The sequence below is a fragment of the Limnoraphis robusta BA-68 BA1 genome (assembly GCF_034932365.1).
GTDB lineage: Bacteria > Cyanobacteriota > Cyanobacteriia > Cyanobacteriales > Microcoleaceae > Capilliphycus > Capilliphycus robustus.
In genome coordinates, this window is the sequence record NZ_JAYGHR010000089.1 from 1 (window position 1) to 25,068 (window position 25,068).

General features: G+C 40.7%; 23 protein-coding genes and 1 pseudogene. 19 read left to right on the forward strand and 5 right to left on the reverse strand.

Going from position 1 to position 25,068, the window contains the following annotated elements:
• The first annotated feature begins 622 nt into the window (after positions 1–622).
• From VB836_RS25880 to VB836_RS25910, 7 genes are all read left to right on the forward strand, one after another.
• The gene (locus VB836_RS25880) at positions 623–1,033 is read left to right on the forward strand and encodes an SxtJ family membrane protein (protein WP_323223849.1); all 411 of its coding nucleotides are present in this window, start codon (positions 623–625) and stop codon (positions 1,031–1,033) included.
• Entirely contained in the window at positions 1,033–1,197 is a 165-nt protein-coding gene (locus tag VB836_RS25885; RefSeq protein ID WP_009782541.1) for a DUF5989 family protein, read from the forward strand. Before VB836_RS25880 ends, VB836_RS25885 begins: the two co-directional genes overlap by 1 nt.
• Positions 1,198–1,407: 210 nt before the next feature.
• On the forward strand, positions 1,408–2,616 hold the full coding sequence (locus tag VB836_RS25890) for an SGNH/GDSL hydrolase family protein (RefSeq protein WP_323223852.1): 1,209 nt from the start codon (positions 1,408–1,410) through the stop codon (positions 2,614–2,616).
• Positions 2,613–3,848, forward strand: coding sequence for an SGNH/GDSL hydrolase family protein (locus tag VB836_RS25895; RefSeq protein ID WP_323223854.1), 1,236 nt, complete (start codon positions 2,613–2,615; stop codon positions 3,846–3,848). The genes VB836_RS25890 and VB836_RS25895 overlap by 4 nt, the downstream gene beginning before the upstream one ends.
• Before the next feature lie 6 nt (positions 3,849–3,854).
• Positions 3,855–5,183 carry a hypothetical protein gene (locus VB836_RS25900; RefSeq protein ID WP_046280337.1) on the forward strand — a complete coding sequence of 443 codons (1,329 nt, stop codon included), beginning with the start codon at positions 3,855–3,857 and terminating at the stop codon, positions 5,181–5,183.
• 44 nt (positions 5,184–5,227) lie between these two features.
• Positions 5,228–6,565 (forward strand): hypothetical protein, encoded by a 1,338-nt coding sequence (locus VB836_RS25905; protein WP_046280336.1) that lies wholly within the window; start codon positions 5,228–5,230, stop codon positions 6,563–6,565.
• 297 nt (positions 6,566–6,862) lie between these two features.
• A complete protein-coding gene (locus VB836_RS25910) occupies positions 6,863–8,239 on the forward strand; it encodes a TldD/PmbA family protein (protein WP_407659769.1) in 1,377 nt (458 codons plus the stop codon).
• Between the two features lie 51 nt (positions 8,240–8,290).
• Here the strand turns inward: VB836_RS25910 and pirA are convergent, their stop codons facing one another.
• The 3 genes from pirA to ebsA all read right to left on the reverse strand — a co-directional run bounded on the left by pirA (position 8,291) and on the right by ebsA (position 10,519).
• Positions 8,291–8,443 carry an arginine synthesis PII-interacting regulator PirA gene (pirA, locus tag VB836_RS25915; RefSeq protein WP_323223856.1) on the reverse strand — a complete coding sequence of 51 codons (153 nt, stop codon included), beginning with the start codon at positions 8,441–8,443 and terminating at the stop codon, positions 8,291–8,293.
• A 358-nt stretch (positions 8,444–8,801) separates the two neighbouring features.
• A complete protein-coding gene (locus VB836_RS25920) occupies positions 8,802–9,896 on the reverse strand; it encodes a phosphotransacetylase family protein (RefSeq protein WP_323223858.1) in 1,095 nt (364 codons plus the stop codon).
• 233 nt (positions 9,897–10,129) lie between these two features.
• Positions 10,130–10,519 carry a type IV pilus biogenesis protein EbsA gene (gene ebsA, locus VB836_RS25925; RefSeq protein ID WP_046280334.1) on the reverse strand — a complete coding sequence of 130 codons (390 nt, stop codon included), beginning with the start codon at positions 10,517–10,519 and terminating at the stop codon, positions 10,130–10,132.
• 487 nt (positions 10,520–11,006) lie between these two features.
• Between ebsA and VB836_RS25930 the strand changes: the two genes are divergently transcribed.
• From VB836_RS25930 to VB836_RS25945, 4 genes are all read left to right on the forward strand, one after another.
• Positions 11,007–12,503: a glycosyltransferase gene (locus tag VB836_RS25930; protein ID WP_323223860.1), complete on the forward strand. Its 1,497-nt coding sequence runs from the start codon at positions 11,007–11,009 to the stop codon at positions 12,501–12,503.
• Between the two features lie 186 nt (positions 12,504–12,689).
• Entirely contained in the window at positions 12,690–13,868 is a 1,179-nt protein-coding gene (locus VB836_RS25935) for an ATP-grasp domain-containing protein (protein WP_323223862.1), read from the forward strand.
• 187 nt (positions 13,869–14,055) lie between these two features.
• Complete coding sequence (locus tag VB836_RS25940) at positions 14,056–14,952, forward strand: succinate--CoA ligase subunit alpha (RefSeq protein ID WP_323223864.1); 897 nt, start codon at positions 14,056–14,058, stop codon at positions 14,950–14,952.
• 2 nt (positions 14,953–14,954) lie between these two features.
• On the forward strand, positions 14,955–15,686 hold the full coding sequence (locus VB836_RS25945; RefSeq protein WP_046280330.1) for a class I SAM-dependent methyltransferase: 732 nt from the start codon (positions 14,955–14,957) through the stop codon (positions 15,684–15,686).
• Positions 15,687–15,715: 29 nt separating this feature from the next.
• Here the strand turns inward: VB836_RS25945 and VB836_RS25950 are convergent, their stop codons facing one another.
• A complete protein-coding gene (locus VB836_RS25950; RefSeq protein ID WP_323223866.1) occupies positions 15,716–16,519 on the reverse strand; it encodes a DUF4058 family protein in 804 nt (267 codons plus the stop codon).
• A gap of 115 nt (positions 16,520–16,634) precedes the next feature.
• On the opposite strand from VB836_RS25950, the gene VB836_RS25955 reads away from it, so the two are divergent.
• The gene (locus VB836_RS25955; RefSeq protein WP_323223867.1) at positions 16,635–17,873 is read left to right on the forward strand and encodes an urease accessory protein UreH domain-containing protein; all 1,239 of its coding nucleotides are present in this window, start codon (positions 16,635–16,637) and stop codon (positions 17,871–17,873) included.
• The gene (locus VB836_RS25960; protein WP_323223869.1) at positions 17,848–18,321 is read left to right on the forward strand and encodes a hypothetical protein; all 474 of its coding nucleotides are present in this window, start codon (positions 17,848–17,850) and stop codon (positions 18,319–18,321) included. Before VB836_RS25955 ends, VB836_RS25960 begins: the two co-directional genes overlap by 26 nt.
• 304 nt (positions 18,322–18,625) lie before the next feature.
• Here VB836_RS25960 and VB836_RS25965 read toward each other — a convergent pair whose 3' ends face one another.
• On the reverse strand, positions 18,626–19,306 hold the full coding sequence (locus VB836_RS25965; RefSeq protein ID WP_323223871.1) for a PD-(D/E)XK nuclease family protein: 681 nt from the start codon (positions 19,304–19,306) through the stop codon (positions 18,626–18,628).
• A 170-nt stretch (positions 19,307–19,476) separates the two neighbouring features.
• On the opposite strand from VB836_RS25965, the gene VB836_RS25970 reads away from it, so the two are divergent.
• The 6 genes and pseudogenes from VB836_RS25970 (at position 19,477) to VB836_RS25995 (ending at position 24,926) form a co-directional block, all read left to right on the forward strand.
• A complete protein-coding gene (locus VB836_RS25970) occupies positions 19,477–21,870 on the forward strand; it encodes an NACHT domain-containing protein (RefSeq protein WP_323223873.1) in 2,394 nt (797 codons plus the stop codon).
• Positions 21,871–21,873: 3 nt separating this feature from the next.
• The gene (locus VB836_RS25975; RefSeq protein ID WP_323223875.1) at positions 21,874–22,662 is read left to right on the forward strand and encodes a DUF4058 family protein; all 789 of its coding nucleotides are present in this window, start codon (positions 21,874–21,876) and stop codon (positions 22,660–22,662) included.
• Positions 22,663–23,451: a cobalt-precorrin-6A reductase gene (locus tag VB836_RS25980; protein ID WP_323223876.1), complete on the forward strand. Its 789-nt coding sequence runs from the start codon at positions 22,663–22,665 to the stop codon at positions 23,449–23,451.
• Positions 23,452–23,560: 109 nt separating this feature from the next.
• Positions 23,561–23,770, forward strand: a pseudogene (locus tag VB836_RS25985) (IS701 family transposase); the annotation flags it as partial.
• 297 nt (positions 23,771–24,067) lie between these two features.
• Positions 24,068–24,202 (forward strand): hypothetical protein, encoded by a 135-nt coding sequence (locus VB836_RS25990; protein WP_281062882.1) that lies wholly within the window; start codon positions 24,068–24,070, stop codon positions 24,200–24,202.
• Positions 24,203–24,296: 94 nt separating this feature from the next.
• Positions 24,297–24,926, forward strand: a complete 630-nt coding sequence (locus VB836_RS25995) for a response regulator (protein WP_046276927.1) — start codon at positions 24,297–24,299, stop codon at positions 24,924–24,926.
• Positions 24,927–25,068 lie beyond the last annotated feature (142 nt).

Here is a 25,068-nt window from a genome sequence, read left to right on the forward strand (position 1 = left end):
GAATCCCCCTAAATCCCCCTTAGAAAAGTGGACTTGTAAGCCACCTAAATCCCACATAGAAAAGCGTACTTGCAATCTCCCTCAATCCCACATAGAAAAGTGTACGATCCCCCTAAATCCCACATAGAAAAGGGGACTTGCAATCCCCCTAAATCCCCCATAGAAAAGTGTACGATCCCCCTAAATCCCCCTTAGAAAAGTGTACTTGGAATCCCCCTAAATCCCCCTTAGAAAAGTGTACGATCCCCCTAAATCCCCCTTAGAAAAGTGTACGATCCCCCTAAATCCCCCTTAGAAAGGGGGACTTGGAATCCCCCTAAATCCCCCTTAGAAAGGGGGACTTGGAATCCTCCTAAATCCCCCTTAGAAAAGTGTACGATCCCCCTAAATCCCCCTTAGAAAGGGGGACTTGGAATCCTCCTAAATCCCCCTTAGAAAAGTGTACGATCCCCCTAAATCCCCCTTAGAAAAGTGTACGATCCCCCTAAATCCCCCTTAGAAAGGGGGACTTGAAACACAACCCCGGCTTTCTGTTCCCCCCTTTTGAAGGGGGGCTAGGGGGGATAAAAGAGAGGGAAAGGAAATCATATCAGTTTAGTTTTTTACACTCAATAAACAAACAATGGATCACGATATTCCCAAGCTTGATAAAAAAGGTTTACGAGAGTTCGGACTAACAACAGGCGCCATTTGTGCGGGGTTGTTTGGGTTCGTTCTTCCTTTAATATTTCGGCACTGGCCACCCCCGCTTTGGCCTTGGATTTTGGGGTCAATTTTGGCGGTTTGGGCGCTGATTATTCCGGGTACCCTTGATCCGATTTATCACGGTTGGATGCGCGTTGGTCTGGTGTTAGGCTGGATTAATACAAGGATTATTCTCGGGGTCATTTTTTACGTTATGATGACACCGATGGCATTGATCAAACGAATTTTCGGTAGTGATGCGATGCAACGGGAACTCAACCCAAATCTTTCAACTTATCGCGTTGGAAGTCAAGCTAGAAATCGTGAAAGTATGGAGCGTCCTTTCTGATGTTTGAAGCAACATTAGACTTTTTAAAAGACTTATGGGCGTTTATGAAAGAACGCAAAAAGTATTGGTTATTGCCTCTGATTATTACTTTGGTTTTGTTGGGGGCGTTGATTGTTTTGTCTCAAGGTTCTGCGATCGCGCCGTTTATTTACACGTTGTTCTAAATCTGAACAAATTGGACGGAAGCTATCAGAAAATTTGACATTCCTGTAGAATGGACGTTAACCTGAGAAACCCGGTTTCGTAGGAGTTACCGGGTTTTTGGCTACATTGTTTTAGAGGGAATGTCTCTCCTTATTTATAATTAAATATGCGATCAAAAATAATGTGTAAGCAAGTTAAGCCTGATTCTATTTTATAAACAGGTACAGTAAATGGGTAAACGCAAGGCTTGGATATTGAATCTAGGTTTAACACTGGGAAGTGTTTTGTTTGGCGTATTCATTGGGGAAATAGGTTTGCGTTTAGCGGGAATTGAGGGCTTAAAAAAGCTACCTCAACCGGGTCATGGTAATTTTTCACCTTCTTTTTATACCATGTCTCATCCTGATTTGGGTTGGGTTAATCGACCAGGGGCTTCAGGAATTTGGGAACAAGAAGGGAAAGCTTATATTGAGATTAATATTGAAGGATTGCGAGATAATATTCACCCAAAAACCAAAGCAAAAGATGCGGTAAGAATTGCGGTTTTAGGGGATTCTTTTACGTTAGCTGTTCAAGTCGATGTTAAACAAACCTATTGGTCCGTGATAGAAAATGAATTAAAATCTTGTCAAGGGCTTAAGGGAAAAACAGTCGAGGTGATGAATTTTGGGGTGGATGGTTACGGTACCGCCCAAGAGTTGTTAATGTTGCGTGAAAAGGTCTGGGATTATAACCCCGATATTGTGATTCTTTCCTTTTTTATTGGCAATGATATTATTGATAATTCACCGGGACTCGAAAGCAATCATTATCGACCCTTTTTTGTTTACAAAGATGGGGAATTAGTACCCGATTATTCCTTTAGAAATTTATCGCTTGAACATAGCGATCGCTATTGGATTACAACTGTTGATCGGCTTCCAATGTGGTTAGTGAATCATTCGAGAATTTTACAAGTTGCTAAAAAAGCAGAACGAGATTTAAAGCAGAAAAATTTACTTCTACATTTAAACAAACTCACTGCTAAAAACTTTCGAGAACCTACCGATCCAGTTTGGCAAGAAGCCTGGAAAGTTACTGAAGATTTAATCACAATGATGAATCAGGAAGTCAACCAAAACAATGCAGAATTCCTACTCGTAACCATTGCCGATCCGATCCAAGTTCACCCTAATCCAGCTTTTCGTCAATCCTTTATGAATAATTATCAAATTGAAGATTTATCTTATCCTGAAAAACGACTGCAAACACTAGGTAATAATCAAGGTTTTCCCGTGTTAAATTTAGCCGAACCTTTTCAAACCTATTCTGAACAAAATCAAGTCTGTTTACATGGGTTTGAAACAGCAGTTCCTTGTGCGGGACATTGGAACCCCGACGGACATGAATTTGCAGGAAAATTAATCGCTAATCAGTTATGTCAACAGGTGAAAAAATGAACAAACAACTGCAACCCTTTCTCGTTAATTTAGGCTTAGTTTGTGGGAGTTTAATCTTTGGGATTTTTGTTGGTGAAATCGGTTTACGTTTGGCGGGAATTGAGGCGCCATTACCGCCTGATCCTGAGTCAGAAACCCTCGCTTATCGAGTTGACGATCCCTATCGCGGTTGGGCGCCTCGGGCGAATGCGGTGACAGTTTGGGCGGGGGAAGGGGAGAGAACCGGGGTTCAGATGAATAGTAGCGGAATGCGAGATAAAGAACGAAGTGTTAATAAGCCCGAAAATACCTATCGAATTGCATTTTTAGGCGATTCATTTGTTGAGGCGATTCATGTTCCTTTAGAATATACGGCTGCGGCGATTATGGAACAAAAATTAGCCGAATGTTCGGCGTTAAAAGGGAAAACTGTTGAGGTTTTAAATTTTGGAGTTCAGGGTTATGGTACCGCCCAAGAATTGATGACATTACGCCATCATGTTTGGCAATTTTCCCCCGATTTAGTATTGTTAGGGTTTTATCCTGGAAATGATATCCGCAATAATTATAAACCCCTAGAACATGATCATTTTCGTCCTTATTTTACCCTAGAAAATGGAGAATGGGTGATTGATGATTCTTTTAAAGAGATGACCCAACTTGAACGGGATTATTATGCTACGACTAGGGTTGATTATTTACCCCGTTGGTTGTTAGAAAACTCCCTGATTTTACAACTCGTTCGTCAAGCGGAAGCGACAGCAAAACGTCGTCAGTTTGAACAAGACTATGAACAAACAAATATTAATTTCTATAAAAAACCTCCCAATCAAAAATGGGAGGAAGCGTGGAATATTACCGAAGGTTTGATTACATTAATTCAGGATGAAGTGAAAGCAAAAGGGGTTGATTTTATGGTATTTACCGTGAGTGATTCCTATCAAGTTCATCCCAAGCCCAAAAAACGCGAAGAGTTCATGGAAAAGCATAATATTCAAGATTTATTTTACCCGGATAAACGCATTCAAGCATTAGGTGAACGAGAAGGATTTACCGTGTTTAGATTAGCGGAACCTCTGCAAAAAGTAGCAGAAGAAACAGGTGAGTGTTTACATGGGTTTGAGAATGCGTACCCCTGTGAAGGTCATTGGAACCGAGAAGGAAATCGAGTAGCGGCTGAATTAATGGCTGATCAAATTTGTCAAGGAATCACATCTCCGCAGTCGCTAAAAAAACAAAATAAAAAACCATGATTTTATATGAAAATACAAGCCTTTTTGAAAAAAATTCAACCTGGGTTAACGGTTAGTTTAGTGAATCTCATTTTATTAGGAATTGCTACCGAAGTGATATTCTTTTTGTTTGTCTGGATGACTGAAAAGCGAATGATATATCATAAAAATACTCTAACCCCAACAGAATATTATTCAGAAAACTCTCCCGAAAACTCAATATTAATTCGCTTTCATCCCTTTTTTGGTTATGTTCTTAAACCCGGTGTGTATAACCATGAACTATCGGGTTTAAAGGTTAATAATTATGGCTTTTTCTCCCCTTATGATTATCCTTATATCAAAACGGATTCCAATCAATTTATTATCGGGATTTTTGGCGGTTCAGTGGCGAGTGATTTTAGTGTGAATGAAACAATTGATCCTTCTCATCCTCGAACGTTAATTCAAAAGTTAAAATCTCTACCACAGTTTCAGGATAAAGAAATTATTGTTTTAAATTTTTCTAATGGGGGATACAAACAACCCCAGCAACTTTTAATTTTAAGTTATTTTTTATCACTGGGTCAACAGTTTGATCTGGTGATTAATCTAGACGGTTTTAATGAAATAGCATTATCTCCTTTAAATAATCAAGCTAAACTGGATTTTTCAATGCCCAGTTTTCAACATTTTCAACCGTTAGTGAGTTTAGTTAATGCTGATTTATCTGCTATTATATCAATGGGAGAAATGCTGAGAACCAAACAGAAGTTAGCCAACGCACATGAACAGTTAAATCAATGTAAACTGGCTTGGTGTTATGCGATAAATTTCTTAAAACTAAAATTTTTATCACAACAATACCAACAACAAGTTACAGTTTTTGATCAAGAACAAATCAAGAAACAATCAATAACGACTCATTCCGAACAAAGCTTAATTGCATTATCTAAACAGTCGGAAGTTATAGAAGATACAGTCGCCATGAACCAAGTTGTGAATAACTGGTTTGAATCTTCCTTGATGATGTATCATTTACTTTCAATGCGTCAGATTCCCTATTTTCATGTGATTCAACCCAATCAACATTACCCAACTCAGCGCGTTTTTTCGTTGGAAGAACAGCGAATAATGCGAGATAGTCCCTATCGCCAAGCGGCTGAAAAGGGTTATCTTCTGTTAATTTCAAAAGGTGAACAGATGCAAAAAGATGGTATTAATCTTTTGAATGCTGCTAAAATATTAGATCAGACTTCAGAAACCGTTTATCGAGATAGTTGTTGTCACTATAACCAACTCGGACAGGATATCCTAACTGACTATGTTGCTCAATCAATTATAGAAACTTTTAATTCTTCAAACAACCTCAACTAAGTTTTCACCTCTCTAACCGTTCCCTAAAAAACAAAGGATAAACAATGAATAAATTGAATTTAAAACTCATCAAAGAAGGACTCAAGTTAACACTGATTAACCTCGTGATTTTATTTATATTTCTTGAATTGGGTTCTTTAGCCTTTTATTTTATCAAAAATAAACAGTTTTTTTATACTCGTGAAAAATCAGAAGATTATCAAGATTTGGGAATTAATTTAGAAGGTGTGCGAGTCAGGGCTGAATCGATTGTTGAACGTTTACATCCTTTTTTTGGCTTTGTGCAGAAACCTGGCCCCGATTTTAGACCGGGTTTTAAGTATAATAATTATGGGTTTATTACGCCTTACGATTATCCTTTTGAAAAAACCAATGAGAATCAAATTATTGTGGGAGTGTTTGGAGGTTCGGTGGCTTCTAACTACACCATTTTTGAAGTAAAAAATAACCTGTTAGAGCAAGCAATTCGGCAAATGCCAGGCTATAAAGATAAGGAAGTTATTATTTTATCCTTTGCCGTTGGTGGATACAAACAACCTCAACAGTTGTTGATTTTAAACTATATGTTAGCAAGGGGTCAAAAGTTTGATTTAATTATTAATATTGACGGTTTTAACGAAGTTGCACTGTCTAATCTTAACAATGAACGTCAGCTTGATTTAGCCATGCCAAGTCCCGCTCATATTGAACCTTTAACCGGACTTGCTAATAATAGTTTATCTGATAAAGCCTTAAAAACATTATTAGAAATCAAGGAAAATAAAGAAGAGTTAGGGGATGGGTTAGAAAGACTGCAAGACTGTCAACTCGCCTCCTGTAATGCGGTGATGTCGGTTTATGTTGAAACTTTAGTGAAAAACTATCGAGAAAACTTGCAAAAGTTTGAAAGATACAGAAATAGACCCCTAGATGATGATCAAGAAAGTGTCGTTTTCTTTTATAATCAGGATGAGGTTTTACCGGATGCTGTGTTTTTTGAACAGGTGGCTGATTATTGGGTGAAAACATCGCTTTTAATGCACCAAGTCGCAGCCGCTAATAACATTCCCTATTTTCACTTTTTTCAACCCAATCAATATTGGCAAACTAACCGAAAATTTAGTGAAGCTGAAAAGAAAATTGCTTTAAATGAGGTGAGTCCCTACAAAAAAGGGGTGACGATTGGCTATCCTTTGTTATTAGAGCGAATTGATGAATTGAAAGCGAATAATGTTAATATTTTTAATGCAGTGAATATTTTTGATCAGATTTCAGAACCCGTTTACAAAGACAATTGTTGTCACTACAATGCCAAAGGAGAAGAGATTTTTTCAACTTATATTGGGCGTTCCATTGTAGAAAAATTAACAGGTAAACCTTTCGAGAATAAAACTCAAGACTAATAAGATCAACAAAGTAAAGAGTTTATTGCCGTTAGATTTGTGTTAACCTAAAAGATAGGAAGGACTCACTCTATCTTAGATTATGCCTTGACAACTTTTGCGATATTAATTTAAATTTGTTCTAGTGGTTGACGGTTTCTTGTAGATAACGTTCTTGAGTTTCTAGAAACTGTTCATAAAATTCAATCCAAGGGTGGGTTAGATAATTAACGTTAAAGTTAAACCGATCAATCCTACTGTTTCTGAACCTAACGCGCTATCGTAAAGGATGTAACACTTTTGCAAGGACTAAAACAGGTGAATACTGCTATTGAAACCCAATTGCTTGATCGTATCAAAACCCACAGCGATCGCGTAGACTATCTGGAAATTCGCCTCCAACAAAGCGAAAGCACATCTATTTCCTTTCGGGGTTCTCGTTTAGACGCCGTGAACCGTAGTTTTTCCCTAGCCGGAGGTATTCGCGCTTGTCATAAAGGCGGTTGGAGTTTTGTCACGTTTAATGGGTTATCTGAACTTGACGATCGCATTACCGAAGCCATTTCTCAAGCTTATTTAGTCGGACACGAAACCACTCAACTGGCGGAAATTGAAGCCATTCAGGATAAAGTATCGGTTAAATTAGGCTGCGATCCGCGCGGAATTTCTCTGCAAGAAAAACGTCAACTCATCGAAAATTATAACAAACTTCTGTTAGATTTTGATTCCCGTATTCAAACGACAGCCGTGAGTTATAGTGATAGCTTTAGCATCACCTATTTTGTCAATTCTCAAGGCAGTTGTATCACGCAAGAACGTCTGGATGTGAATGGTCGGTTTGGTGCGATCGCCACAAATAATGGTACGGTCAGACAAGGCTTTGAAACCATTAATTCTCGCTCTGATTATAACGCTTTAATCGGCATTGAAGATCGCGTTCAAAGTGCAGCAGAACGAGCCATTCGTCAGTTAGAAGCCCAGTCTGTGAAAGGGGGTCAATATACAGTCGTTCTCGATCCTTATTTAGCGGGAGTGTTCATTCACGAAGCCTTTGGTCATCTCTCAGAAGCCGATTTTGTTTATGAAAATCCTCGAATGCAGGAGTTATTAGAACTGGGTAAACCGATGGCAATTGAACAGCTTAATGTGATTGATGATGCCACCATTCCCGACTTACCCGGTTCAATATTATATGATGATGAAGGTGTTCCCGCCCAACGTAAATATTTAATTCAAAATGGGATTTTAACTCAACGCTTGCATAATCGGGAAACCGCAGGTAAACTCAAAGAAGCTCCCACCGGAAATGCTCGCGCTTTGAATGCCACCTATCCGCCCATTGTCCGCATGACAAATACTGCGATAGAAGCAGGCGATCGCTCGTTTGATGAGATGATTTCTGATATTGATGAAGGGGTTTATGCGGTGCGAATGTTAGGCGGTCAGACCAATGGCGAAATGTTTACCTTTGCGGCGGCAGAAGGTTATATGATTCGGAATGGTCAGATTGCTGAACCTGTCAGCGATGTTACTTTAACAGGAAATGTCTTTCAAACCCTCAAGGATATTGAAGCGATCGGCAATGATTTAAGCTACTCTAATGGCGGCTGTGGGAAAAGCGGTCAAATGCCTCTCCCTGTCAGTGTAGGGGGGCCACACGTTCGGATGAAAGAGGTTGTGGTTGGCGGTCGATAAGCGTATTGAAAAAACATTAAAGCGGGTTTTAAGCTAACCCGCCTGCTGTTGTCAAAGTAATTGTTCTTTCTCTGCTTCGAGGAGTCGTACTAAGTTCTGATCGCCTTTGGCTCTGGCAATTTCCAGACGGTGTTCTAAACGTTTCTGAATATTGGCACGATGGGTTTGAGCCAATTGGCTGCTGTTCTTGGAGTGTTTGTTCATTTTGGACAGTTTTAATTTTTTTATTGTGCTGGTTCATTACTTTCAGTATAACCTTTCTCTCTCAAGCAGGTAGGGTTCCTTTGGGAAAACTTCAAATTTTGTAACTTAAGCTACAGCAAATTAGTTAGGCAAGAGGGAAAAGGCAAGGGGGGAGCAGGGGAAGCAGGGGAGAAACTGTTAACTGATAACTGTCTTCACTGGTAACTGGTCACTGATAACTGTAAACTGTCTTCACTGGTCACTGTTCACTGGTAACTGGTCACTGGTCACTGTTCACTGGTAACTGGTAACTGGTCACTGTAAACTGAAAAGCCCCCAAGGTTCAGGGGGCGGATCAAGCGATCAACTGATGTTGAACTTAGAGATTAGAAGGAATAGGGGCTTCTAAACCCAAACGTTTCATAAAGCCATCGAGATCGAAATGTTCAGCCATCAGTTGGGTGATACACTCAACCTTACTGGGTTCATGGACACGAACTTGACCAAAGGTGCGATCGATAATTTCTACCGTCGTCAGGGTATCGAGATCAACGGATAAAACCGGGACTTCAAGATCATCAGCCCGAGTCAAAACCATCGGATCGGGAGTGATTTGTCCGGTTAAAATCAAACAATGGGTTGATTTTTCCAGGGCAGCAAGCTGAATATCGGTGCGATCGCCCCCAGTAACGACAGCCATATTCCTGGCGCGATCAAAGTATTTCATCGCCGCACTGACATTCATCGCTCCAACCGTGAGACTTTCAACCATGACATTCAAATGAGCGCCCCCGCAAAGCACTTGAGCGTTCAGTTGTTTTACGAGTTCTTCAACCGCCACACTGCGTAACAGGGCATTTCGGGGTATAATCCCCAGTAGGGGAATGCCTGAGCGCTGTAGAAACGGCTGAATCAAATTCGTCATGATTTCTAGACGCTCGGCAGGCAGATCATTGATCAAAACTCCCATCAGGTGATCGCCCAATTGGGCTTGAGCAGCAAGGAAGTCATCAATCGCGTTTAAAGACTGCAAGCGTTCAACGAGCATCACGGGGGCATCGAGTTCTTGGGCCATCTGCGATAAAGACAGATCAAATAAACGACCTTGGTTTAAAGTTCCCGGCCCTTCTAACAAAATTAAATCACCCTGTAACCCCTGTAAATAAGAAGCTAGAGGCTGACGAGAATCTGCCGCCTGTTCGGCTTGTAACTGAGCCTGGATGGTGTTGTCTGTAAGGACGACGACAGGTGAACCCACCTGGGAAGCCGACAGTTCTAAAGTAGTCGCGACGAACTGAACATCAGCATCGAAAGGTTCTGCGGCATTACCGATTTCTGTTCCCAGGGGCTTACCATAAGCAACTTGAATATTATGATGCGTTCGCAACTGACGGGCTAGCCCCAGTGCAATTGCCGATTTACCACTGAAAGGCTGTGTTGAACCGATTAAAAGGGACTTGGCGGACTTAGCCACGTAACCGACTCCTCTATGCGTTGAATGTGTCTAATGGCAATGCCCAACATGACCATTACCCGATGTGACGTTGTTCAATCAACCTAACCCTGTAAACTTTAAAAAAGAAGGATTATGCGATCGTATAACTGCGATTATGATACACCAACGACTTGAACAACTGTTAGATAAGATACGGGTTTTTTAGGGTTTCGAGAACAGCCAATCAAGTTTTTAGCAGTTGTTAACGGAGATTAATCGAGATAGTGGAGTAGCCGCTTGTAGAACTCTTGAGAGAAATCTATCGTGCGATTGCGGCTAAAATTCTGAAGCACTTCGATCAGATAGCGAATAAATTCATAATTCGACATCGTGACTTCATAACTGAGATCCGCATTGCCATCAAACTGCACCCGACAGCGAGTTAAATCAGCCGGAAGAGAAGAAACAGTCCAAGTCGCAACAAACGGAATATCCTCACCGCTATCAATTTTACGAGCGCCTTCCAAACTTTTTTCTTTGTAGAGACTAATCGACAGGGGTAAATATCTACGACTCTTCTCATCGTAATAAGGCTGATAGACAATCACTTCTCGCTTGTCGGCGGGCTTAAGTTGACTGATGACTGTGGCGGAGTGTGACATTCTTAGATTTCCTGCAAAGACCGATCATTTCCAATTTAGCTGACATTGGACTTCCTGCCATCGCTTAACAGCGATCTCGGCGCGATCGCCACCGACACACAGAAGACAACAATGTTAGATACTAGAGTGTGTAGAAAATGAGCATTCCTGAGAAATGCCAGGCGGGTTCACAGGTTCAATGCCCCGAAAAACGCTCAAGACGACGGTATAATCAGAGCTGTAAACTCACGCTTTGAAAATGCCTGAAGTTCTCACAAGATCTTGCCAATGGGAAGTTACGCCGCAACAGCTTGAAACACTTGATGCGCTGCTTTCTGATTGGGCTGAGTGCGGAGAGTACCTGAATGCAAACACCCGGGGAAAACTGACAAATCAGATCGAGTGTCGAGTTCTTTGATTTTAGATCAGTATTGAGGGTGAAATTAGATTATCCATGCCCAAAAAGTCTTGGCCTGAAAAACGATTAAGCAACAAGCTGAACGCAGACATGAGACGATTGACATCAACACAAACCAATTCATCTAATCAAAACCATTCTTACGGCGATCGCCATGATTATCAACCAGAGTGCAACACCGTAGAAGCCGATCAGCAAGTTGATTCTGACTTGTTATCTGAACATCCAGTTGAACCGATGGCAATTTCACCCCTAATCTATCAGGGGCGACGTCGAAAGGCGGCTGTGGTTCTCAGTATGATTTGGGGAGGAACAATCACCCTACATCTGGTTTCTTGGGGATCGTGGTTGATTCTCGGTTTAACGGGATTGCTTTCGATTCATGCGTTGCGTATTCTGTTGAAGCAACCCCAGGGTGAATCAAATCAAACTTTAGCATCTGATCGCGACTATTGGCCTTTTGTCTCTTTGCTGGTGGCGGCGAAAAATGAAGAATCCGTGATTCGCAATTTAGTTGAGAATTTATGTACTCTAGATTATCCCTCCGATGCCTACGAAGTTTGGGTGATTGATGATCAAAGCACCGATAACACGCCTCGGGTGTTAGATCAGCTTGCAGAAAAGTTCGATCACCTCAAAGTTCTGCATCGTCGCAATGGCGGGGGCGGAAAATCGGGGGCGCTCAATCAAGTTTTACCCTTAACCCAAGGTGAAATGCTCGGGGTATTTGATGCGGATGCTCAAGTTTCCTCGGATTTATTGCGGAAAGTCATTCCTCTGTTTGACGAAGATCGCATTGGTGCGGTACAAATGCGAAAAGCGATCTCCAACGCCTCACTCAACTTTTGGACTCATTGCCAAGCCGCAGAAATGGCACTGGATGCCTTTTTTCAAGAGCAACGAATCGCTCTCGGCGGAATTGGAGAATTGCGGGGAAATGGTCAGTTTGTTCGACGGAGCGCGATTGAAAGCTGTGGCGGTTGGAACGAAGAAACCATCACAGATGATCTCGATTTGACGATTCGACTCCATCTTAACGATTGGGATATCGAATTTTTAGCCTCACCGCCGGTCTACGAAGAAGGGGTAACAGGAGCAATCGGATTATGGCATCAACGCAACCGTTGGGCTGAAGGCGGCTATCAACGCTATCTCGATTATTGGAAACCTTTGTTGAGTAATCGCCTCGGGACTGGCAAAACTCTAGATTTATTCGGGTTTTTAGTCATGCAATATCTAGTCCCCACCGCCGCCGTACCGGATTTGATCATGGCAGCGCTGTTGCGTCGTTTGCCCATTACCAGCCCCTTGTCGTTGATGGCGATCACGCTGTCGGTTTTGGGAATGTTTATGGGGTTGCGTCGCATCCACAACCCGGAAAAGATGGCTTCCCCAACCTCTCAATCCCCAAATCAATCTTTAATGACCTGGTTGATGGCGGGGTTGCAAAGCATACGCGGAACTCTTTATATGTTGCATTGGTTTATCGTCATCGGCAGTACCGCGATCCGCATCTCTGTCCGTCCGAAGCGTTTGAAGTGGGTAAAAACAGTTCATCAAGGAATGTCAGGAACCCCCCAAACCTAAATCCCAGAAGCTTAAATCACGGTAGTCTTCGTTTTGAATCCGCTAGACTCAGAAGTACCGACACAGGAGCGTGCCAGTCAATTTCAGTGGGTTGACCGAAAAAAAGCGGGATGCAAGCCCCGTCGTTTACGACGGTGTTGCTAGGATGGATATTCAACTCAATCTGCCATTCAAGGGTGAACAGCTATGGATTTGCTAGAGTATCAAGCCAAAGCTTTATTTCGTGAGATGAACATTCCAGTTTTGCCCTCACAACGCATTGATCGCGCTCAAGATCTCAAGGGATTGAGAATTCCCTATCCAGTCGTCCTCAAGTCTCAGGTGCGTTCAGGAGGGCGGGGCAAAGCTGGAGGAATTCGGTTTGTGGAAAATACAATTGATGCTGTTGCCGCCGCTAATGCTATTTTTAATCTACCCATTCGGGATGAATATCCCCAAGTTCTTCTGGCTGAAGGAAAATATAATGCCGATCAAGAGTTTTATCTAGCGGTGACTTTAGATCCCGTTAGCCGCCGTCCGATTCTGTTGGGATCGAGTAAAGGCGGAGTAGAAGTGGAAGAATCGATCTCAGAAGTTCAGAAAGTCGTTGTTGAGCGGGAGTTTTCGCCGTTCTATGCTCGTCATTTGAGCGTTAAAATGGGATTACAGCAAGACTTGATCTTGGCGGTGAGTAACATCATTGAAAAGATGTATCATCTGTTTGTACAGAAGGATTTAGATCTGGTGGAGATCAATCCACTCGGGATTAGCCCCAGTGGTGAAGTTATGGCTCTCGATGGCAAAGTGATCTTGAATGACAATGCTCTTGGACGCCATGAGGACTTAGCGGCTTTGATTGAAAATCATCATCTTCTTCCTCAAGTCACAGGACAAGATATCCCTTCTTTTGCTTTTCCCTGTGAGTTTGATCGAATGTTGCAACCCCAACTGAAATGGATGGAAGCTGAAGGTAATATTGGCCTTTTATGCAATGGGGTGGATCTGACGATGGCAACGGTCGATCTGATTGTTCAAGAGAAAGGAAAACTGGCTCATTTCCTCGATTTGCAGGCCGAGGATTATACTGAACTGACGGACAATTGGCGAGATCGTCTTTACCAGGGTTTAGAGTTGGTGAGTCAGTCTAAGAAGGTGAAAGTCGTTCTGGTTAATCTTCTCAGTCACTTTGTCACGGCTGAGAAAACGGTTTCAGAAATTGCCAATTATCTCACCCGAAAAGTTCAGATCGGTGATGTACCTCAGTTTGTTTTGCGGTTAACGGTTAACCCTTCTCGGGAGATCCAAGATCAGTTAACGCAACTCCCGGTTCAAGTGACGGAAAGTTTGGATGAAGCGGTGAAGTTAGCGGTTTCTTTGGCGAAGTAATCCTGGGGGGTTTGGGGTCTGATTGGACTCGCGATCGCAACTTGGAGAATGGCGAAGGATTAGAATAGAGAAATCTTGCATCCCATGCAGTTCAATCAACTGTCCGTTCTCAGCAGATTGCGTCAACGGTTACAGTAGATTTCCTATTGGTGTATCAGTTTAGGGTGTACGAGTTAAACGAATAACTATGAATTTGACGCCAGACAGTAAAGTTTTAATTCAGGGGAATGCAGCTTCTCAAGCTTTGATCCATGCAGTTCTCAATATGAAGGCTTATGGTACGAATATTGTTGCTTGTGTCAGCCCGAGTCAAGGTGGAGGCTATCTCCAGGACATTCCGATTTTTGATTTGGTTGAACAAGCACAAGTTAAGGTCGGCCCGGTGGAAACCAGTATCATTTGGGTAAACCCTTATCAAGTATTAGATGCGGCTTTAGAAGCTATTGAAGCGGGTGTGCGTCAACTGCTGATTATCACCAAAGGTATGCCGCCTCTCGATATGGTGCGTCTAATTCGCAAAGCAGAAGTTGCGGAAACGATTGTGATAGGCCCCAATTGTGCCGGGATTATTATACCGAATAAACTGTTATGGGGGGTTCATCCCGGCGAGTTTTATACTCCCGGTTCGATTGGGTTAATTGGTCGCGGTAGCCGTCTGACTTATGAAATTGCTTTTCAACTGACTCAAGCCAAGCTGGGACAGTCAATTGGCATCAGTATTGGCAGTGATTTGATGATCGGTTCTTCTTTCATTCCCTGGTTGCAAATTTTGGATGAAGATGATCAAACAGACGTGATTGTTTTGGTGGGAGAAGTGAGTGGTCATGGTGAGGAAGAAGCGGCTTCCTATATTGCCGAAACGATTGATAAGCCTGTGATTGCTTATATCGCTGGACTTCATTTACCGAACAGTCAAGCAATGGGTCATTCTTGTACTTTGGCAACCTCTAAACTGATTGCTCAAACCATGTGTCCTCCCACAATTGATAGCAAAATTTCTGCATTTAAACAAGCTAAAATTCCTTTGGCTGATCGTCCTTCTAAAATTCCAGCCTTGGTTAAAAAATGCCTCAAAAATAAATAACAATGTCTAAAAAATCTGATCGTTCTTCTCAATCTTTGACTTCGAGTTCTTCGGCTTATCTTTCAGATCAATGGCACAATCTCATCAATGCCGTTTCCTATCGCTTTAACCGGGAATATCAAGGTGAGGCTTTTGAACTTCCAGAAGAAGTTGAAATGTTACCGATTTTTCGCGATCGCATCGCCGGAACGCTACAGGCTAAAATGACTTCTCCCTTTTGGGAATTGGCTAAAATTCAGAAAAATCAGCATTGTTTAGATATCGGTTGTGGGGTGAGTTTTTTGATTTATCCTTGGCGAGATTGGAATGCGTTGTTTTATGGTCAAGATATTAGTACAGTGGCAATAGATGCTTTAAATGCACGGGGGCCGCAGTTAAATTCTAAACTGTTTAAAGGGGTTAAATTGGGAGCCGCTCATCATTTAGAATATGAGGCGGATCAGTTTGATTTGGCGATCGCAACGGGGTTTAGTTGTTATTATCCTCTTGAATATTGGGCGGAGGTTCTCGCTGAGGTGAAACGAGTCCTGAAACCGACTGGAGAATTTGTTTTTGATGTCTTAAACCCGGAAGCACCCTTAGCCGAAGATTGGGCGATTTTAGAAACTTATTTGGGAACAGAAGTTTTTTTAGAATCGTTAGAAGATTGGGAAAAAACGATAAAATCTACGGGAGCAAAGATTGTTAAAAAGAAACCTGGGGAGTTATTTCAACTGTATAAAATTTGCTTTTAAAATGTGAAAAAAAATCTAAAATCAACCTTTTATTGCTGTAATAACTCTTGCACCCAACTTTGTTCAGACTCAGTTAAGGGTGGCACTAATTCGGGGAGATAATTATCATAATTAATCCGATAATCATAACCTGCTCGATCATCAATTGTTGTGAATAATTCTTGTAAATTCAGCATCGGTTCAACATCTTCTGAACGCAGAGGAATAGAAAAACGGGGTAATCTATCTCTCAAATTAAACGGATAGAGTTCTGCCCGGGGACGATGTTCTTGATCACTCACCAAAACTCGATAATCGGATTGAATATCCTCCCCTAAAATCGGCATCGGTTGCCATCCTCGCAGTAAATCAATTTCAACTAAATTCGTTAAACTGCCTAATACCCGTTGACGTTTTTTGAGATAGGTTTCTCGTCCTTCTCCCGCCCGTTTATTCACCGGAGATAACACTTCTATCACCGTTACGACTGAACGAGTGGTTATTTCTCGTACTTCTAAATAAGCTTGTCTAACCGTTTCAGGGATCGGAACGGTGACTGTTATTTTCTGAGTTTCAGGATCAGCAACAGCAACGTTGGATGGTACACTTTCTGATTGTAAACCTTCTGAAGTTTGAGATTGGCGCTTCACCGCTAAGTCAGGAACCCCAACTAAAAGAGAATCTGTGTTCGTATCATTGAGTTCATACACTCGCTTTTCGATCGCGACTTCATATTTCGGGCGAACCTCGGGAGTTAGAGAGTCAGCAATTGCAACAATTAATCGATTGTGAACTTCCGGCCAAAAATCGGGATGTTCTAAACAGGGGTTCATTCCCGGAAATGGTGAAGGCATAGTATAATCCTCTAATTCCCTCTTTTAGTAGTTTAGCATTAATCAAGATCAATTTTCATCCTTTTTAAATGACTCGATTCAAGATTGGTGACGAAGAGTCTAAAATAGAAAACTATTGGATAACTCACATCAAAAAATGATTGATCTGGTGTTAATTAGCACGTTAGGATTTTTAGGAAGTTTTGGTCATTGTGTGGGGATGTGCGGCCCTCTAACGGTTGCGTTTTCTCTCTCCAATACAAATGATTCTAAAAAACCGTCCTGGCAGTTTCATTTATTATTAAATATCGGACGAATTCTCAGTTATGCCTTAGTCGGTGCTGCAATTGGGGGATTAGGTTCGGTATTAGTTGCCAGTGGACAAATGGCGGGATTAGGGAGCGTTATTAGACGGGGAATGGCGATTTTAACAGGCTTGATGTTAATTGCGTTAGGACTGGCACAAATTCGACCTGATTTGATTCCGCGTTTACCGATTTGGCATCCCCTTTCCCCTGAAGTTATGCACAATCGTTTAAGTGGGGCGATGGTTAAATTGTCGATGAAAAATAACCTATTGACTCCTCTATTTTTAGGTTTAGTTTGGGGTTTAATTCCTTGTGGTTTTCTGTATACGGCTCAAATAAAAGCCGCAGAAACGGGAAGTTTAAAGATGGGAATGGTGACAATGTTAGCTTTTGGACTGGGAACATTTCCCACCCTGTTAGGCGTGGGTTTATTAACCAGTAAATTGAGTGCAAATCGTCGCAGTCAGTTATATAGGTTAGGAGGATGGATTACGCTAACGATTGGAATTCTGACCTTATTACGAACGGGAAATCATGTAGATTATACCGGTCATGGGTCGTTAATTTGTTTGATGTTGGCTTTAATTGCTCGTCCAATCAGTCGATTTTTTCCGCAATTGTTACAATATCGGCGTTTTTTTGGAGTTGCTGCTTTTGTTTTAGCATTGGTTCATATGGGTCAAATGATTGACCATACTTTGAACTGGAAAATAGATGCTTTTTGGTTTATGATTCCTCAACATCAATGGGGAATAGGACTGGGAACAATTGCTTTAATTTTGATCACTCCAGCCGCGTTAACCAGTTTTGATAAAATTCAAAGTTATTTAGGAAAATCTTGGCGAAAAATCCATCTGTTAGCGGTTCCGGCGTTCATCTTGGTTGTGGTTCATATTGTGTTAAGTGGGTCTAGTTATTTCGGGGGGTTTGAGTGGACAGTTGCTAATCAAATTCGGGTTGGAATGTTAGTAACAATCAGCCTTTTTGTGTTATTAATTAGAAAGCGTTCAATTTGGTGTTTATTTTCACTGGATCAGTTCTATGTTTCACCGAGTAAGTCAAAGTAAACGGTTAAGAAAAGTTGTAATTTTAGGGTTAATTGGTTTTCCCGCTATGACTTATTTTGAGCCTCAGTTAATGGTTCCGAGTTCAGCCCATGAAGTAGAAGTTTCTGAAGATGTTGCGGCTACTTTTCACCTGGAACCTAATCATAATCCAAAAGCGGGAGAAACCGCTCAAGTTTGGTTTGCGTTAACTCGCAGAGGCGGTGCTATTATTCCACTAGAACAATGTAATTGTAAATTAGCCGTTTATGCTCAACCGCGTCAAGCAGAGGATAAACCAATGATCACACCCCCATTAACAGCGATTTCCGCCGAAAAATATCAAGGAATTCCTGGGGCGAATGTTATTTTTCCGAAAGCAGGTAGTTATGAATTAGAGTTGAGTGGAACACCCAAGGGAAACACAAGTTTTAAACCATTTAAGTTGAGTTATTCGGTAACAGTTCGATAATCAGCTCAAAACTACAGAGGAGAAATTGAATTAACCTCACCCCAACCTTCTCCTACGAGGAGAAATTGAATTAACCTCACCCCAACCCTCTCCTACGAGGAGAGGGAGAAGTAATATGATGTCAAATTCATCAACAATTATTCTGTAGGGGCGGGTTCATTACAGTTTACAGTTTACAGTTTACAGTTGCCAGTTTTTACAGTTATTACTGGTAACAGGTAACAGGTCACTGGTTACTGTTCACTGGTTACTGGTCACTGATTACTGGTCACTGTTTAAACCTGCCCTCCGACTACAAAATAGATTAAGCAATGTTTGGGTATTGTGACCAGAATTGAGAAACTTCTTGTTTCCAATTTTCCCAATATTGATCAACTTCTGGACTGTCTAAAAACGTCAGATCGACTTCATTTGGAGTAATCGTAATCAAAATACCATGATGAATTTGCACGTTATAGGGATGGCGATAATGTCGATTTAATCCACCAATATAAGCCGCAATTTGTAATTTTTGTTCGTCGTAGATGCGAATGCGATCAGAAAATTTAAACTCAAAAACCATTTCGTTAGGTAAGTTATCAAACTTTCCGACACAATCAACTCGTCCGGCGTAGCCTTCATAATAATGAAAAATCGGACTTTCTAGCAATCGAATATGATGAATTTTGTTGAGGACGGGTAACGCTTGTTCCCAATGACGTTGAAGAATTACCGGACAAGATTTATCCCCATTTTTGAAATAGCTTTCAATTTGGCGATGTCCGAGTCTGCCAATTTGACAGGCTAAATTCGCTTCAGAACCTTTATTTTTTCTCCAAGAGGCGAGTCGTGCTTTTTCCGCAGGCGATCGCATTTTATCGCGAATTGTGGTGAAACTCGGAAGAAAATTTCCGCGACTGTCTTGCATCCCACCCATACCATTTTTAGTGCAGGCTTTTCCAAAGTAAGGCGGAAGGGGGTTATTTGACCAGAATTTGTTGTTCATATTTTTAATGAAATGAATTCAACTGAGTTAACTGTCGCATTTTTATTTTGGAGTTATTTCCCTGACTTGAAACTGACTTATACTGACTTTCCTGACTTAGCCTGACTTTCTGAGTTAACAGCCAAAAAAGCAGTTAAACTGGTATGTTAGAGAAGTGGTTGGTGTAGCAGATGGGGTTCCCAAAAGACTTTTTAGAGAAGTTAGCCGACGAGAAGGAACTAACTGACAAAGAAAAAGAGGTTTTTCTTCCACTGTTCGGAGATGATCTGAGTAGAATACAAATTACACTGCAATTAAATATTAGTGAAGGATCTCTTAAAGAGCGTTTGCGTGGAATTTACACGAGGTTTCAAATTGGTGGAAATGGCCCAGGAAAAGAAAGTAGATTAAAGAGTGATCTTAATAAGCGATATCAACGTTGGCAAGCTGAGAACTCTAATAGCTCATTGTTGACTGAGAACACAGATGTAAGTATCCAAACATTAGTAAAAAAGACACGCCTACAAATTAAGCCCTATATTCAAGAATGTTGCGGTACGATGCGGGTACTTGATATGACGCAACCCATTAAGTTAGGGAAAATCTACACAAACGTTAATATTTTAGAGAAAATTACCGGGAAAACTTGGCGGGAAATCGCCCAATTGCAAGAAAAAGTCAGTCGAGAAAATTTTGAACGTTGGTGTCGGGGTACAGTAAAAGAAGAAAGAATTCCCGGTATAGAAGCGGCTGAAAAGTTCTCGAAGTTGATGATATTGGGAAAACCAGGAGCGGGGAAAACAACATTTCTCAAGCACTTGGCAATTCAGTGTATTGGTGGAGCGTTTCAAGCTGAACGAGTTCCAGTATTCATCACATTAAAAGATTTTGCAGATATTAAGGAACACCCAAATTTATTGGAATACCTTCAAAATTTATTGAAACGTTATTCTGATGAAATGGAAGATATTGTGACTCTATCAAGTCTGTTAAAAGCAGGAAAATTTCTGATTTTATTAGATGGCTTGGACGAAGTTAGAGAAATTGACTCTAGCCGAATCTTGAGAGAGATTAAACAGCTTTCACAGCAATTTCCTCAAAACCAATTTGTAATCACTTGTCGTATCGCAGCAAAAGAATACACATTTGAAAAATTTACTGACGTTGAAGTTGCAGATTTTAACGAAGAACAAATTGCTGATTTTTCTCAGAAATGGTTTCACAGTAAAAACGATCCAGTAAAAGCAGAACGTTTTCTCGAAAAGCTAAAACAAGATGAACCCATTCTCGAACTCGCAACCAATCCTCTACTCCTAACTTTATTGTGTTTGGTGTTTGAAGATGCGGGTAGTTTTCCCAGTAATCGTGCTGACCTTTATAAAAATGGACTTGATGTTTTGCTGACAAAATGGGATGCAAACCGTAATATTGAACGCGATCAAGTTTATAAAGGATTATCCCTAAAACGGAAGGAAGACTTACTGAGTCGAATCGCTCACACAACTTTTCAAGCAGGTGACTACATTTTTAAAACACGGGAAATAGAAGGTTATATTAGTGAATATATTCAAAATTTACGAAATGCAAAGACTGATCCTAAAGCATTAGAGCTAGACAGTGAAGCTGTATTAAAATCCATCGAAGCACAGCACGGCTTGTTAGTAGAACGAGCAAGAAATATTTATTCTTTCTCCCATCTAACATTTCACGAGTATTTAACTGCTCGTAAGATTGTCACCAATTGTAATCAAGACGATATTAATGATCCAACTTTGAGAGAATTAGTTAGTCATATTACAGAACCTAACTGGCGAGAGGTATTTCTTCTGACCGTTCAGATGTTAGGTAGTGCTGACTGTTTTTTACTAAATTTAAAAAGCTCAATAGATTTATTAGTAGAGAATAGTGAAGAATTCCAGAAATTTCTCCTATGGCTATATCACAAAGTAGACTCTATAAAAATTAGAGCCAGTCCTAATTTAGCAATAAAAATTTTTTACTTCTGTGCTGAATCGATTTATTCATTTGGCATTTTTTACGAGGCTCAACTTATTGAGATGGTAAAAGAATTTCATGTTGATATTCAGTGCGAGCCTGAAATTGATTTAGATTATGAGCTTTATATGTTACATGATTTAAGTGATTGTCTTTGTTTTTTACCTAAAGATGCTATCATAACCAGCATTGATGATATTTGCAAGCACTATACTTTGAGTTCAGATATTAAAATGAAATTACAAAACCTTAAAACAGAATTGAATAATCTGCTTAGAGAGTTTCCTGACCCTTGTCAAGAACCAGAAAAATTTCAAAAATTATGGGCTTCTGTTCGTCAAAAATGGTGCGAAGATCTCAGAAGCTTAATGATTATGTGGCGTAATATTGGACATAAGTGGGACTTGAACTTAGCTGAACAAGACCTCTTAGAACAGTATTATGATGCTAATCTGTTACTGGTTGAATGTTTAAATAGTGATTGTTATGTGAGTCGGGAGGTTCGACAAGAGATAGAAGAAACGTTATTATTGCCTATAGAGGAAATTGAAAAGTGGAAACAAAACAGACAATCAGATGATAGAGGATAAATTATGCCATCACCTTTCCCTGGAATGAACCCCTACCTTGAACATCCCGAAATCTGGCCGGGTTTTCATTTATTCCTCATTGCTAATATTGCAGAATTCCTAACGCCTGAACTTCGCCCAAAATATTCAGTTTCCGTTGAAGTTAGAATGTATGAAACCACCGGCGAACAGTCGCTTTTAGTGGGAATTCCTGATGTTTCGGTACAACGTTCTCGACAAGTTTCTCAAACCGAAAAAATCAATATTGCGGTTGCTGAACCCGCTACAAAACCGCAGAAAGTCATAGTTCCCGTTCCCGAAAGTATCCGACAGGGTTATCTCGAAATACGGGAAGTTTCCACAAAGGAAGTCGTCACCGTTATTGAACTGCTTTCACCCGTTAACAAACGACCCGGAAAAGGACGAGAAACCTACAACAATAAACGAGAACAAATCTTCGGAAGTCGCACTCATTTTGTCGAAATAGATTTGCTGCGAATGTGGGAACCGATGCTAATATTTGCGGAGGGAATTGAATCAGATTATCGAATTTTAGTCAGTCGGGGTGAAACTCGTCCTAGTGCGGATTTATATGCGTTTAATTTGCAGGAAAAAATTACCGATTTTCCTTTACCTTTGCGTTTGGGAGATACTGAACCGATGTTAGATTTACAATTACTATTAAATCAAGTTTATGATCGCGCAGGTTATGATCTTAAACTCGATTATACCTTAGAACCTGTACCGCCTTTATCAGAACCCGATACAATTTGGGTGGATAATTTGTTAAAAGAAATTGAATTAAGAGAATAGATGTTTACTTCTTCTGGTAAAATATGGTTAATTGGGGGAACGAGTGAAAGTGCAACCTTAGCCAATGCGATCGCTTCTGCACAAATTCCCTGTATAATTAGCGTAACAACAGATAGCGCTAAAAGCCTTTATCCTTCTGAGTCTTCCTTGCTAAAAATTTGGGTGGGAAAACTCGATCATCATCAAATTTCTGCATTTATTCAACAGCAAAATATCATCGCTATATTAGATGTGTCTCATCCCTATGCTGTCGAAATTTCCAAGTTAGCGATCGCCACCTCTACAGAATATCATATCCCCTATTTACGCTACGAACGACCCTGCTATCAAACAGAAGATTCACAGATTATTCATTTAGACAGCTTTGAAACCTTGTTAACGGGAGATTACCTCACCCAACAACGGGTAATGTTAACTCTAGGATATCGCAATTTAGCGCGTTTTAAAAGTTGGCAAGATCGTTCAACCTTGTTTGTGAGAATCCTTCCGTCTGAGGTTTCCTTAAAAGCAGCCTTAGATGCAAGTTTTACCCCCAATCATATTATAGCAATCCGTCCGCCAATTTCGCCAGAACTAGAAAAAGCACTTTGGAAACAGTGGAATATTTCCTTAGTTGTTACCAAAGCATCCGGCATCGCTGGGGGAGAAGAAACCAAGCAAAAAGTTGCGTTAGAATTGGGAATTTCGTTGATTATTATTGACCGTCCTAAACTCAATTATCCTCAACAAACGAGTGATTTAGAGACTGCTATTATATTTTGTTGCAATCAACAGGGGCGGGTTTATTAAGGTTATTTTTGGGAAATCTATCCCTCTTTTGTCACTCTCGCCAAAGTATAATTAGTAGCGATTCTCATGATTGAGACGCTTCGCGAACGCCAAAATCGAGACAGAGTGTATGGTTGAGCCACGCCCATCCGCGCCCACAGTCAAATTTGTGGACGAATACTGCCAGTTGTACAAAAACCTGTTTCCAGAGGTGAGAAGCTTTGAAGCTTTTAAGTATTTGCATCTAGGAATGATGTCCGATATAAAACGTAAAATGTTGCCAGCGATCGCGAAAGTGTTAGGACTAAAAAATCATCAAATATTACATCACTTTTTAACCTGATCAACTTGGGACATAGAGGAGTTAAGAGAGCATAGGATTGAGGAAAGTTAATATAAATTTGGAAATACAGGAGATGTAGTTAAATAAAAAATAAACTAAGCCGTGTTGCTTGAGTGTAGGTTGAGATCGAAAGTTCGGGGAATCCCCGAAGTTAAATCACTTCCCCTACTGCTCCAACTCAACGCTGAAGCCACATTCAGCCTTTTGTTTTTCAATTTGCTTCGGTGCAGTTCATGTAGATATTCTGAAGACAACAACTCTAGAGAAATTCAAAATTAAAAGGGAGCAATGTATATGACTGATAATTTCTATGCACTTCTTGTCAGTATTGACAAATATCAAGATTCAGTTTTCCCATTGAAAGGTTGTGTTAATGAGCTTACAGCAACAGCAGAATATCTAAAAGAAACTGAAGAGTCTTATACATAAATTATTGTTGATGTTCAGCTTTGATTGGATGAATTTGACGGTTGTGATTCCCAAATATAGGGAAATCGGTTGTTTTTAATCTGGGGTAAAAATGATGAATAAATATCATTCAATTCGTGTATTAATTGCTGATGATCATGCGATTGTGCGGCAGGGTTTAGTCTCATTGTTGCAGCAGGAACCTGATTTATCCGTTGTCGGGCAAGCGCGTAATGGACAAGAAGCGGTCAAAATGTTTAATCAACATCAACCCGATGTAGTATTAATGGATTTGCGAATGCCTCAAATGGATGGAATTGAAGCAATTACCGCTATCCGTGCCGGGTGTACTAACCCTCAAATTGTTGTACTGACGACTTATGATGGCGATGAAGACATCTATCGGGGACTACAGGCGGGTGCTAAAGGTTATTTGCTGAAAGATACCGAACCCGACGAACTTTTTGCGGCTATTCGTACAGTATTTGTGGGGAAAAAGTACATTCCATCTCCTGTGGGAGCAAAACTGGCTGAACGTATGGAAAACTGTCAATTAAGCGATCGCGAATTGCAAGTCATTCGCCTGATTGTTGCGGGGAAAAGTAATCAGCAGATTAGCGATATTTTGCATATTAGCAAAAGTACGGTGAAGTTTCATGTTAATAATATTTTGAGTAAGTTGAATGTCAATGATAGAACCCAGGCGGCGATCGCTGCTTTGAAACGAGGAATTGCTAGTTTATAGTTGAGTCGGTTGCAATACGGTTAGAAGTTACGCGAAGTTTCTGCATCGGATTTGAAGTAGAAATTTTTACAGCAACAGACGGATTGATGTTGATGCGGATGACTCGTACCCTGCCTTAGTTAATACCTGTACTTTTGGCTAG

Coding starts and splice junctions, on each gene's coding strand:
- VB836_RS25980 (WP_323223876.1), top strand. CDS start 22,663: ATGTTTACTTCTTCTGGTAAAATATGGTTAATTGGGGGAACGAGTGAA.
- VB836_RS25965 (WP_323223871.1), bottom strand. CDS start 19,306: ATGAACAACAAATTCTGGTCAAATAACCCCCTTCCGCCTTACTTTGGA.
- VB836_RS25880 (WP_323223849.1), top strand. CDS start 623: ATGGATCACGATATTCCCAAGCTTGATAAAAAAGGTTTACGAGAGTTC.
- VB836_RS25890 (WP_323223852.1), top strand. CDS start 1,408: ATGGGTAAACGCAAGGCTTGGATATTGAATCTAGGTTTAACACTGGGA.
- VB836_RS25950 (WP_323223866.1), bottom strand. CDS start 16,519: ATGCCTTCACCATTTCCGGGAATGAACCCCTGTTTAGAACATCCCGAT.
- VB836_RS25940 (WP_323223864.1), top strand. CDS start 14,056: ATGAATTTGACGCCAGACAGTAAAGTTTTAATTCAGGGGAATGCAGCT.
- VB836_RS25930 (WP_323223860.1), top strand. CDS start 11,007: ATGAGACGATTGACATCAACACAAACCAATTCATCTAATCAAAACCAT.
- VB836_RS25990 (WP_281062882.1), top strand. CDS start 24,068: ATGACTGATAATTTCTATGCACTTCTTGTCAGTATTGACAAATATCAA.
- VB836_RS25905 (WP_046280336.1), top strand. CDS start 5,228: ATGAATAAATTGAATTTAAAACTCATCAAAGAAGGACTCAAGTTAACA.
- VB836_RS25970 (WP_323223873.1), top strand. CDS start 19,477: ATGGGGTTCCCAAAAGACTTTTTAGAGAAGTTAGCCGACGAGAAGGAA.
- VB836_RS25945 (WP_046280330.1), top strand. CDS start 14,955: ATGTCTAAAAAATCTGATCGTTCTTCTCAATCTTTGACTTCGAGTTCT.
- VB836_RS25960 (WP_323223869.1), top strand. CDS start 17,848: ATGTTTCACCGAGTAAGTCAAAGTAAACGGTTAAGAAAAGTTGTAATT.
- VB836_RS25885 (WP_009782541.1), top strand. CDS start 1,033: ATGTTTGAAGCAACATTAGACTTTTTAAAAGACTTATGGGCGTTTATG.
- VB836_RS25900 (WP_046280337.1), top strand. CDS start 3,855: ATGAAAATACAAGCCTTTTTGAAAAAAATTCAACCTGGGTTAACGGTT.
- pirA (WP_323223856.1), bottom strand. CDS start 8,443: ATGAACAAACACTCCAAGAACAGCAGCCAATTGGCTCAAACCCATCGT.
- ebsA (WP_046280334.1), bottom strand. CDS start 10,519: ATGTCACACTCCGCCACAGTCATCAGTCAACTTAAGCCCGCCGACAAG.
- VB836_RS25935 (WP_323223862.1), top strand. CDS start 12,690: ATGGATTTGCTAGAGTATCAAGCCAAAGCTTTATTTCGTGAGATGAAC.
- VB836_RS25895 (WP_323223854.1), top strand. CDS start 2,613: ATGAACAAACAACTGCAACCCTTTCTCGTTAATTTAGGCTTAGTTTGT.
- VB836_RS25975 (WP_323223875.1), top strand. CDS start 21,874: ATGCCATCACCTTTCCCTGGAATGAACCCCTACCTTGAACATCCCGAA.
- VB836_RS25995 (WP_046276927.1), top strand. CDS start 24,297: ATGAATAAATATCATTCAATTCGTGTATTAATTGCTGATGATCATGCG.